This is a genomic window from Flavobacterium gelidicaeli (assembly GCF_013294005.1).
Classification (GTDB): Bacteria; Bacteroidota; Bacteroidia; order Flavobacteriales; family Flavobacteriaceae; genus Flavobacterium.
On record NZ_JABSNK010000002.1, the window covers coordinates 469208 to 481462 of the forward strand.

The 12255-nt window shown below is 34.5% G+C and carries 8 protein-coding genes; 6 read left to right on the forward strand and 2 right to left on the reverse strand.

The annotated features are described in order from the left end of the window. Positions 1–203: 203 nt before the first annotated feature. Positions 204–2450, reverse strand: a complete 2247-nt coding sequence (locus HNP99_RS04700; RefSeq protein ID WP_173851785.1) for a heparinase II/III family protein — start codon at positions 2448–2450, stop codon at positions 204–206. Positions 2451–2461: 11 nt separating this feature from the next. Next, positions 2462–4786, reverse strand: coding sequence for a chondroitinase-B domain-containing protein (locus HNP99_RS04705; RefSeq protein ID WP_173851787.1), 2325 nt, complete (start codon positions 4784–4786; stop codon positions 2462–2464). A 664-nt stretch (positions 4787–5450) separates the two neighbouring features. On the opposite strand from HNP99_RS04705, the gene serS reads away from it, so the two are divergent. From serS to proC, 6 genes are all read left to right on the forward strand, one after another. Continuing rightward, positions 5451–6722 carry a serine--tRNA ligase gene (gene serS / locus HNP99_RS04710; RefSeq protein ID WP_173851790.1) on the forward strand — a complete coding sequence of 424 codons (1272 nt, stop codon included), beginning with the start codon at positions 5451–5453 and terminating at the stop codon, positions 6720–6722. Between the two features lie 92 nt (positions 6723–6814). Next, a complete protein-coding gene (locus HNP99_RS04715) occupies positions 6815–8593 on the forward strand; it encodes a tetratricopeptide repeat protein (protein ID WP_173851792.1) in 1779 nt (592 codons plus the stop codon). Between the two features lie 54 nt (positions 8594–8647). Continuing rightward, positions 8648–8959 carry a DUF4286 family protein gene (locus HNP99_RS04720; RefSeq protein ID WP_173851794.1) on the forward strand — a complete coding sequence of 104 codons (312 nt, stop codon included), beginning with the start codon at positions 8648–8650 and terminating at the stop codon, positions 8957–8959. A 124-nt stretch (positions 8960–9083) separates the two neighbouring features. Then, positions 9084–9863, forward strand: a complete 780-nt coding sequence (rsmA, locus tag HNP99_RS04725; RefSeq protein WP_173851795.1) for a 16S rRNA (adenine(1518)-N(6)/adenine(1519)-N(6))-dimethyltransferase RsmA — start codon at positions 9084–9086, stop codon at positions 9861–9863. After that, the gene (gene mgtE, locus HNP99_RS04730) at positions 9853–11205 is read left to right on the forward strand and encodes a magnesium transporter (protein WP_173851797.1); all 1353 of its coding nucleotides are present in this window, start codon (positions 9853–9855) and stop codon (positions 11203–11205) included. The genes rsmA and mgtE overlap by 11 nt, the downstream gene beginning before the upstream one ends. 54 nt (positions 11206–11259) lie before the next feature. Then, on the forward strand, positions 11260–12036 hold the full coding sequence (gene proC, locus HNP99_RS04735) for a pyrroline-5-carboxylate reductase (RefSeq protein ID WP_173851799.1): 777 nt from the start codon (positions 11260–11262) through the stop codon (positions 12034–12036). Positions 12037–12255 lie beyond the last annotated feature (219 nt).

Below are 12255 nucleotides of genomic sequence, written 5' to 3' on the forward strand. Positions count from 1 at the left end.
TTCGACTGTCGCTCAGGACAGGCTACTATCGAGGACCACTATTGCATCTCGACTCTGCTGGGAGTGACAAAAATAAGGGAGGCTATTTTTTGATATAAGTTATATAGAGTAGTAGATTTTGCTTCAAGCACAAAAAAAACCATAAACAAATAAATGGTTATGGTTTTTTTTATTTTATCTCGAATGTATGCTATTGATATTCGCTATTTTTTAATGGCAATTTCTATAGTTTCTCCAGGTTTAATTACAACTGTTTTCTTTGTTTTATCATATGTTAACGTCATTTGGACATCACTGTTGTTTAAAGACTGAATGGTTAACTTTTCTTTTTCGAGTTTTAAAAACACATCGGTTTCCTCGGTGAAATTAAGTTCAATAGTATTAAAAACTAACTTTTTAACTCCAAAAAAAACCGATTGATTTTCTTTAGATAATGAATTTACTTGCGTCCCTTCACTTGTCCATTTTGAATTGTTTACTGCCCATCCCTTTAATTTAGGATTACTAATCTCTTCATTTATGCGATCTTCAAATTGTTTGAATGGAACAATTGCGGTTATAAAACTGTAAGCAGAATTATTATTTTTAGAAACCACAGCCCATTCCTTACCTCTCGCCCCTGAAGTTACCACTGAATCTGTGGTTGTCAATTGGTAAATATCGCTTCCAGAACCATCGCTAAAAGAGGAACGGAGTAATTTTGGCGCTAATTCTGTACTGTAATGTCCTTGCCAAACTTGTTTGTAAGTGTGCGGTTTATCTGCAGTGAAGTTGTCTTTCACAATCCAAAAATCATCTTTTAAATAAATAACCTGTCTTGAATAATGGACTCCAATGTTTTCAAAACCATCATGACTTCCTATAAAAAGGTCTAGATCTTTGTTGGTTTTCCAAGCAATCGTTTTGGGGTGTGGTAAGGATTTAAATTTTCCAAAACCACTTCCTCCTTGATTGCCATTGTACTCTTTTCCTTGTAGCTCATCATCAACCAAAGCCACGTTTTTAACCATTGAATTCTTGAAAAACTCGTAATCTTTAAGAGAATAGCGTACTTGATAATTGGGTAAAATAACCTGGCCATTTGCCATAGCTTGTATTCCTAGCATATCGCCATGTTGATGATCTGGTTTATCAGGATCTAGTCCGTTAGAAATAGCCATCATTTTATCGTCTTTATTCCAACCTTGACGCATGATGTAATAACCAGTTTGAGGAAAATCTACTGAAGTAAATTGCGGTGTTTTCTTCTCGAGATTGCTGAGCATTTTTAATTGTGCGTCATTCAAAAACCAAAACATATCCGCCTCCACATGATTATTAGCAAAATATCCCATTTCTGGATCTGGGAAAAGCAGGTAGCCCAGTGTTAATGCTCCTGAGATGTCATTTTTTTCTGCCCAAGGTTCGTTTGTATCATCAGAAAAAACAGGAGCTGATTTATCTGGAAAGCTAATTTTAGTCAATGTAGTAAACAACGATTTTAGTTTGTTTTCCCAAACTTCGCTTACTTTTATGTTGCTATTTTTTGCTAATTGGTACACATAATAATAAGTGTCAATATCGCTAATGTGATAATGTACCGAACGCTCAAACTGAAATCCGTCGGCATTAATTTCTTTAGTTAAGTGCTGTTCTAAAATGGTCATCGCACGTGCATTCCATTTGTCAGAATCTTTAAAATCTCTAAATAAAAAAGAAAGCATCGCTAAGGCAGACATGCCTCGTGTTTGGTGATTTCCAGGAACAAACTCGGTATTGCTTTCATAAAGATTAGAAGCATGTTGTAACAAGGTTGCAATGGTCGTTAATTGATCTTCGTCAGAATACTCTTTTTCTCCCAAAAACATATTGTGAATCTCCAACCAATTCAATATTCGATAACCAGATCTAAAGGCTTCGTAAGTACCGTTTCCATCTGTTATGGTTTCATATTTATTGGCTTCTAAAGCGGTATTCAGCGATCGTAGCTGATTTTTAAAATAGTTTAAGTACTCCTTGTTTTTATTTTGATAATTGTAGTACAAAGCAATATCAACCATTTTATGTTGGCGTGCCAAGTGGCGCATAGCATAGGCATTTACGGCCTCGCCGTTCTGGTAAGTATAAGGCAATTTCCATTGGGTAACTGCAGGATACTTACCCATATGATCTAAGGCGCGTTGGGTATGACCGTCTTTCGCGTCAGGATAAGAAGCTTCGTACGCTTTGAAACGGGCGTCATTATTTTTCCAATTATAAAAATAACGTTCCGAAAATTTGTCTCTAAAATATTGTGCTAATTTAGCGTCAGTTATTGCATTTACAACACCAAGGACTTGTTGTACTTCGGGCTTTAAATAATCAACTAATTTGTTGTTAGTAATTATTTTTCCGGCAGCAATATCTTGAGCATAACTACTCATAGATAGGACACAGCTCGAGGCAATGAGACTAAATTTTAAGTATTTCATAGCTAGAATTATTAGTACATTAACTTCATTTCTAGGTTTTGAACAATTTCAAATTTACCTGAATTGGTAATCGTATTGTTTACCGGCTCTTGTCCTTTTTCTCCCCATAAAACGGCAATTGTTTTTACAGGATTATTTGTAAATGTATTGTTCGAAATTTCCACAAATACAATACCTCTATTTTTAATTAAAATATGTTCTGGTTGTGCTTTTCCGCAATTTGTAAAAGTATTTCCTTGTAGTTTTAGGTTTCCACCAATGGTTGACTCGTCATAACCACCACGATAATAATCCAAAACTAATCCTTGAATATTATCAAATTTAGAGTTGGTAAAAGTTACAAATTCGGCATTGTAATCTCCACCGTCATTCGTTTCTTTATTTAAAAGAAAACCATTTTCGCAGTCTTTAATCACTGAGTTGTTCACCAAAACTGTATCAGAAAACGACCCTTTTGATACTTCTAAAACATTTTTAAAGTTAGAGATCTCCGTATTTTCGATGCTTAAATCATACGCTTTACTCATATTTTTGTCTAAAGTAGTAAAAGCATTTTGCGACTTATTCCCCATAAGGACAATGTCTTTTAAGATTAAATTTCCTTTAGGAAGCATTTCAAAAGCTGTTTTAGCAGCAGTAAATACTAGTTTAGATCTCTTTTTAGCATCGCTAGAAGTAATAGTAATTTCTTTATCAATAAGTAACGTTTCGTCAACTTTAAAAGTACCGCTTTTCAAAACAATGATAGTTCCAGAAACTGCCTTTTTAAGTTGGTTTACAAGTTCTGCTGAACTAGATACAGTGATCTTATTTACTGCTGCTTTAGGTTTTTCAACCAAAAACCAGTTGGTTCCAAATCTGCTTTTATCAACTAAAACAGGATTTGTTTTTATGGGATTTACGATGGCGCCAACGCTATTGTTAGCTGCAGTTCTATCGTTTCCAAAGAAATCTTTTGTAATGGTTTCAAAGTCAAATCCTGCATATACATTAGGATTGTTTTCTTTCAAGACAAATAAATCGGTTGCTGCTTTAGTTACTGAAAAATCGCTCGTGATTAATCCTGCGGGTTTAACTTCACTTTTGTTTTCGTTGTTTATGAAGTTGTTTTTAAAATTAACTCCATCCACTTTATCGTAGTTTACAATAGGGTTAGTGTCTGCAGTTTCATTGTAAATTAAGTTGTTTGCAATGACTACGCGCTCAGGACGCGCAGAACGAATTTCAGATTTAGGCAACACTTCTTTTTGACTTACATTAGAACCTACACTAAATTGCCAAGGCGATTTGCAATCAATAAACGAATTGTGAGCGACAACAACATCAGTTACTTGGTTGTAGCGATTTAAGGATGATTTCGGAATTCCGTTCATCACTGCAATAGCACTTCTGAATGAATTTCCGTTTATTTTGTAGAAGTAGTTATTTGTTATCCAATGTCCTGTATTTACGACGCGAATTCCGCCCATTTGATCAGACTTATCATTTCCTATGAAAACGTTTCCGTCAATTTTAGCGTAATTTCCGTGTCTTAAAACTAAAGATCCTTCACTTTCAAAAAACACATTATTCTTGAATTCGTTAAAGTTAGATTTACTCGAAATGATTTCTACTTCACCATTGCAACGATCAAACAAGTTGTTGTAAACGTTCGTGTAGGACGGCGTCATTGAAGTCTCGCTATCGCCTATTTGAATCGTTTCTCCATGTGGTCCTCCTTTACGAGGTCTTGGTCCAAAGTGGTTGTTTATGATTTGGTGGTAATTATTAACATGTTCATTACCATCAAGAAAAACCCTTACTGTTGGTCCAAAATTAGATTTTCCGGTAATATAATTGTTGCTTAATTCATTATGTCTGCCCCAGAATTCTACCCAATGGTCACTTACATCTCTGTCAGGTTGTGTAAATTCTTCAATAACACATTGTGTAACTTTACAATTGTTAGCAATAGAATCGTTGTTGATTTTAAATTGAATCACGGCATTAGAAGGCGTGTATCCATTTTTAAAGTACAAATCCCTTACTTCTAAGTAGCTACCTGCTAATTTTAAGTTAGAAACGCCTTCAATAAAAACTTTACCAGGAGTTTCGGCTCTCAAAACGATAGGGTTTTCCTTTGTTCCTTTTCCGTAAAATTTAATTTCAGCATCTTTCCAAATACCGTTAGCTAGAATGATATTGTCACCAGCAGTGCTGTTTTTTATAGCATTGCGTAGCTCGGTTATATTTTTTACTTTGATGTCATTTTTTGGTTTCAAGTTGTTTGCTACGGCTATTTCTTTACACGAAATAAGTAAAATTAGCAGACTTAAAATGGATACGATTCTTTTCATTATCAATTAATTTCAAAATTATTTTTGTTGTTGTTTCTAGGCTCCTTTCTGTGTTTTCAATAATACGAATGATCTAAAATTGAAAGTGATTGAAAAAATGTACTGTTCAGAATATTTATTGTTTTCTTTTAAATGAGATAGCTAATTATAAAATCTCTTTATTGTTTTAAAAGATAAATACTGAAAATAAACCAATTAAAAGATGTGAATTAGCCTTTGATATGTTTTGTTTAAACTGGATAACCAATTTGGTTTTCCAAATATATGTATATAATTTAATTAAACAAGGGATTAAAATAGAAATAAAAAAAAATGTAGTTAATAAAATACGAATTTTGGATTACTGAAAATTAGTAGGAAAGGCTCAGATTAAGTCACTCGTTCTTGTTAAACACCTTATGATAAATAATGCAGTGTGTCATAATGATGTTTTGTAATTTTTGTGATCAATTTTAGTATCATATCATTGTTCCACTCTTTAATTTAAGTATTGTAATAACAAACCATCTGTTGTGCTAATTTTTGAGTAAATCAATACGAACTGCCTGTGCTTCTTTACACAATAGGAGCAAATAGATTATTCCTAAAACTTTCCGTCGTTAGTATTAAACATTTCCTTAAATTTGCTTCCATTATTATAAAGTAGAGCATTAAAAATCAAGCTATGTTACAAATTGCATTTATTAGAGAGAATCAGGAGAAAGTAATCCAAGCGTTGGCAAAAAGGAATTTAGACGTCAAAAACGTGGTGGAAGAAGTTGTACAACTAGACGAAAAACGTCGTGCTACACAAGTGGCTTTAGACAACGTTTTAGCTGAATCTAATAAATTGTCCAAAGACATTGGTGAATTAATGAAAGCAGGCGAGAAAGCCAAAGCGACAATTTTAAAAGAAAAAACAGTAGCGTTAAAAGAACAAAGCAAAGAATTGGCTGAAAAAGCTGATGCCTTGGTGAGTGAATTAACTGAGAAATTATACACGCTTCCTAATCTTCCAGCAGATATTGTTCCTGAAGGAAAAACACCAGAAGAAAACTTAAATGTTTTTGAAGCTGGCGTTGTTCCCGTTTTACATGAAGGAGCACAGCCGCATTGGGAATTGGTTAAAAAATACGATATCATTGATTTTGAATTAGGAGTAAAAATTACAGGAGCAGGTTTTCCAGTTTATAAAGGGAAAGGCGCAAGGTTACAACGTGCATTAATCAATTATTTTTTAGATAAAAATACAGCAGCTGGATACAATGAAGTGCAAGTGCCTCTTTTTGTAAATGAAGCGTCGGCTTATGGAACTGGACAATTACCTGATAAAGAAGGGCAAATGTACCATGACGCTACAGATGATTTATACATGATTCCTACAGCAGAAGTTCCGGTAACGAACATGTTTAGAGATGTAATCTTGAACGAAAGTGACTTTCCAATCTTAACAACAGCTTATACGCCATGTTTCCGTCGTGAAGCAGGATCTTATGGAGCACACGTTCGTGGTTTGAATCGTTTGCACCAATTTGATAAAGTAGAAATCGTGCGCGTCGAGCATCCTGATCATTCTTATAAAGCGCTTGACGGAATGGTGGAGCATATCAAAGAAATCTTAGATGAATTGAAATTACCTTATAGAATATTACGCCTTTGTGGTGGTGATATGGGATTCACATCAGCGTTGACTTATGACTTTGAAGTTTTCTCAACAGCCCAAGACCGTTGGTTAGAAATTTCATCAGTATCTAATTTTGAAACTTTCCAAGCCAATCGTTTGAAATTGCGTTTTAAAGATAAAGATGGAAAAAGCCAACTAGCACATACCTTAAACGGAAGTTCATTGGCTTTGCCAAGAGTACTTGCGGGAATTTTAGAAAACTATCAAACTCCTGAAGGAATTGTAATCCCTGAGGTTTTACGTTCTTACTGTGGTTTTGATATTATAGACTAATTTGTGTTCAGTCCTCAGTGATCGGTGTTCAGTTTGCTTCTGAATTATACATCGGTTCGCAAACTGAACACTGAATACTGAACACCTTTAACATGAAGTACTTTTTTCTTTTTATCACTTTGTCATTTTCACTATTTTCGTTTTCTCAAAACGAAGAGTTAGCCGAATATTATTATGAAAAAAGCGACTTTGAAAAAGCTAAAATTAGTTATGAAGAATTACTAGAAAGTGTACCGCAAAACTTGCAGTATTTTCTAAGAACAGTAGATTGTTACCAACAATTACAACAATATAAAGAAGCAGAAAAACTCCTCCAATCCCGATTTAATAAATACAATCAGGCAAATATTCTGGTAGAGTTAGGTTTTAATTTTCAATTGCAAAAAGAGGAAGCTAAAGCTAAAGCATATTACGAGCAGGCAATAGAGCGAATTAAAAAAAATGCCCGTGATGTTTACGGCGTTTCTAGTGCTTTCGAGAAAAAAACATTATTAGACTACACGTTAAAAGCATACGAAACGGCTACTGCAACAGAACCTAATTATAATTTTAATTATCAAAAAGCATTGCTTTTTGGGCAATTAGGGAATACCGATATGATGATTAGTACGCTGTTAGATGAAGCGTACGCCACCCCACAAAGTTCTAATTTAATCAAGAGTCAATTGGCACGTTATATGGCTGACGAGGCTGATGTTGCTTTTAGTGATAATGTGAGAAAAGCATTGATTTTACGAGTGCAAAAAACGCAAGATGTATTTTGGAACCGTTTTTTAAGTTGGTTTTATGTGCAACAAAAAGAATTTGGAAAAGCATTCATTCAAGAAAAGGCAATTTATAAACGCAACCCAGAGTCATTATCTACCATTATAGGTTTAGCGCAACAAGCAATTCAAGAAGAGGATCAAGAAACTGCTACCGAAATCCTAAATTTTATAATCGAAAATACCACTGACCTAGAACTACTCATTCAAGCAGATACGTATTTGGTTAAAATGAAAATCGAAAAAGCGCAGGAGAAAGATTTTGTTGCAATTAACTCAGCGTTAGATGCTTTGCTTGCCAAATATGAAATCACTCCTTTTACCTTATCTTTGCAACTTATTCAGGCGCATTTTGTGGCTTTCGATCTTAAAAATCCAGAAAAAGGAAGAGTTATTATCAATAAAGCATTAGCGTTACAGCTTAATGATTATGAAATAGCACAAACAAAGATGGAACTTGCAGATATTCTACTTTATGAAGAAAAATTCAATCAAGCTTTACTGTACTATTCTCAAATAGAATTAGATTTAAAGAATGATGTTGTTGCTCATGAAGCTAGTTTAAAAGCCGCCAAAACAAGTTATTTTAAAACTGATTTTCAATGGGCGTTAAAACAATTCAAAGAATTAAAATCAGCTAATACCCAGTTGATCGCTAACGATGCTTTAGAATATTTCTTATTAGTTAATGATAATACCGTCGCTGATTCTACGCAAACGGCATTAAAGGAATTTGCTAAAGGTGATTATCTGTTGTATCAAAATAGAAATGATGAAGCAATTGCAAAGTTTCAGGCTATTTTACAAAAGTTTAAAGGACAAGAAATAGAAGCGGTTACTTTATTGCGATTGGGCAAGGTCTATGAAAAACGAGGTGCCTTTGATTTGGCTTTAAGCCAATACCAAGAAATAATAACGAATCACAGTGACGGTATCTATGTAGACGAAGCACTATATTTTTCAGCTGAAATTTACAATAAGAAATTGGCATTGCCAGAAAAGGCAAAACCACTTTATGAGAAAATAATTTTTAATCATGAAGACAGTATTTATTTTGTGGAAGCAAGAAAAGCTTTTAGAAAATTAAGAGGAGATAGTAATTTATAATTAATTGGGCAATCGTTTAACCGATTAAACTGTTCAATATTTAAACAGAAAAAAATGATAATATATAACGTAACAAGTAATGTACACGAGAGTATTCACGATCAATGGATGATCTGGATGCAACATAAACATATTCCAGAAATTCTTGCAACAGGTAAATTTGTTTCGGCTAGATTAGTACGTGTTTTAATCGAAGAAGAAATGGGTGGAGTGACCTATTCAGCACAATACACAACAGATAGTAAGGAAACTTTAGAGAAATATTACCAAGAAGATGGACCACTATTTCGTGCTGAAATTGAGAAATTGTTTGGAGATAAAGTCTTGGCTTTTAGAACAGAATTACAAGTGGTTTCAGAACACTAAATGGATTATTCGGCTTTAATTGCTCACAGAATAATCGTAAACTTACTCTTTTTATAGTTGCAAAAAGTAAGTTACAATAATAATTACACGCTGTCCTTTGTGTCTTCGTGCTAAATAAAATAAAATGGAAAAAGTAAAAGCAAAAAAACACCTCGGCCAACATTTCTTGAAGGACGAAAGCATTGCTAAAGCAATTGCAGATACCATCAATCTAGAAGGATATGAGGATGTTTTAGAAATAGGGCCTGGAATGGGAGTGCTTACAAAGTACTTGCTTGATAAGCCTATTAATACTTATGTAATTGAGATCGATACAGAGTCAGTTGCATACTTAGATGAGAATTACCCAAAATTAAAAGATAGAATCATCTCAAAGGATTTCTTAAGATACGATATCAATGAAGTTTTTGAGGGAAAGCAATTTGCTATCATAGGGAATTTCCCATACAACATATCTACTCAAATCGTTTTCAAAACATTAGAGTTAAAACACCAAATTCCTGAATTTGCAGGAATGTTCCAGAAAGAAGTTGCACAACGTATTTGTGAAAAGAAAGGAAGTAAAGCTTACGGAATACTTTCTGTTTTGGCGCAAGCCTTCTACGATGTAGAATATTTATTTACTGTTGATGAAAACGTGTTTATTCCGCCACCCAAAGTAAAATCAGGTGTGATGCGCATGCGTAGAAAAGCGGATTATAGTTTGCCTTGCGGCGAAAAATTATTTTTTACAGTAGTTAAAACTGCTTTTCAACAGCGACGTAAAACGCTTCGTAATAGTTTAAAAACATTGAATTTATCAGATGAATTAAGAGAAGATATTGTTTTTAACTTACGACCAGAACAACTTAGCGTTGAAGAATTTATTGAACTTACTAAAAAAATAGAAGCCGATGGAATTTAAAATCAGTAAAGACTTAATACTCGAATTAGAGCAATACATTGTTAGCAAGGATGACGCCGGATTAGAGCGTCTTCTTGGTGAAATGCACCATGCCGATATAGCCGAGATTCTGGACGAACTAGATTTTGACGAGGCAACTTATATCTTTAAAGTATTAGATTCAGAGAAAACATCTGAAATACTTTTAGAATTAGAAGACGATTTAAGGGAGAATATCTTAAAAAGACTTTCTCCAAAAGAGATTGCAGAAGAGTTAGATGAGCTGAACACTGATGATGCCGCAGATATCATCGCTGAACTTTCTCAATCCAAAAAACAAGAGGTAATCTCTGAGTTGGACGATTTAGAACACGCAAAAGACATTATTGACTTATTGCGTTATGATGAGGATACCGCTGGGGGATTAATGGGGAAGGAATTAGTAAAAGTTAATGAAAACTGGAGCGTACTTACTTGTGTAAAAGAAATGCGCGCCCAGGCCGAGAATGTGTCTCGTGTACACTCCATTTATGTGGTTGATGACGAGAACAGATTACAAGGGAGGTTGTCTTTAAAAGATTTACTAACAACTTCTACAAAAACGCAAATATCCGAAATTTACATCAAGAAAGTAACATACGTAAATGTAGATGCTGATGATGTTGAGGTAGCGCGAATCATGCAAAAATACGATTTAGAAGCTATTCCAGTCGTTGATGCAATGGGGAGGTTAGTTGGGCGTATTACTATTGATGATATTATTGATGTAATTAGAGATGAAGCCGATAAAGATTACCAATTAGCAGCGGGTATCTCACAAGATGTAGAAGCAGATGATAGTATTCTTGAGTTGTCAAAGGCGCGTTTACCATGGTTAGTTTTAGCACTTTTAGGAGGTTTTATTACCGTAAGAGTATTGGGTTTGTTTGAAGGCGCAATGGCTGAACACGGAAATTTATTCTTTTTCACTCCGCTTATTGCCGCAATGGCAGGAAATGTAGGTGTGCAATCATCAGCAATTATAGTGCAAGGTTTGGCTAACAATACCTTAAGCGGTTCGCTGTTTAGACGTTTGATTAAAGAAATTTCTTTGAGTTTATTAAACGGAGGTATTTTAGCTTGTATATTATTTCTAGGAAGTTATTTTCTGTTGGATGAACCACCTATAATCGGTTTTGTAATTTGCTCCGCCTTAATGTCAGTGATTATTATTGCCTCTCTTATTGGTACTTTCGTGCCGTTATTATTGGATAAATTTGGCGTAGACCCCGCATTAGCTACTGGGCCATTTATTACGACTAGTAATGATATTTGTGGAATCTTAATTTATTTCTCTATTGCGAGAATGATTCTGGGCTTTTAAAATTTAAAAAAAAACTATTGAACTATAATAACCAACCAACTAACAACTAAAAAAATGAATATTCACATCATAGGAGGCGGAAATCTAGGCGCTTCTGTTGCTATCGGACTTGCAAAATTCTCCAGCAACCATAACATTACGGTTACTAGAAGAAATATTAGCAAAATTCAGCATTTAGAAGCTTTAGGGATTACCCTTGCAACTGATAATACATACAATATTCAACAAGCTGATGTCATTATTTTAACCGTAAAACCGTATCAAGTTGATTTAGTTTTATCCGAAATTTTATCAGTTGTAAAGAATAAAATAATTGCCTCCGCAGTAACTGGACTTTCAACTGAAGCATTGCAAGAAAAAATTGGTAATGATAATCAGGCTATTCGCATTATGCCAAATATTGCAGCGCAGTTTGGAGAATCGGCTACTTGTATCTCTTTCCATGAAGATAACATTGAGCAAGGTCAAAAAGTGGTAAAACTTTTTGCAGATCTTGGTACAGCACCAGTTATTGATGAGAAATTAATGGATGCGGCAACAGTGCTTGCGGCCTCAGGGACAGCATTTGCATTACGTTACATACGTGCGTCAATGCAAGCAGGAATTGAGATTGGTTTTGACTGGCAAACAGCATTAGAGATTTCGGCGCAAACTGTAAAAGGAGCAGCCAAAATGCTAATGGAAGAACAAGTACACCCAGAACAATTAATTGATCGCGTGACTACACCGCAAGGTTGTACCATTGCGGGATTAAGCGAAATGGAATCGCACGGTTTTAGTTCATCAATAATTCGCGGAATCAAAGCGGCATTAAAAAAAATAAAGGGTTAAGTAAGTTCGTTATCGTTTTGGGCGTGCCCCCATTAAAAAAAGGGTCTTATCAGCAATGTGTTGATGAGACCCTTTTTTTAATGGTGTCGGGCTATACGCGCTACTTCGGTAGCTTGCTGCTATCCCAATGTCATTAAGTTAAGGATTAGATCACTCTTTTATAGTTATTTACGGATTTATATTTTCCTGATTGTCTTATTTTCGATTTTCTACGTTCAT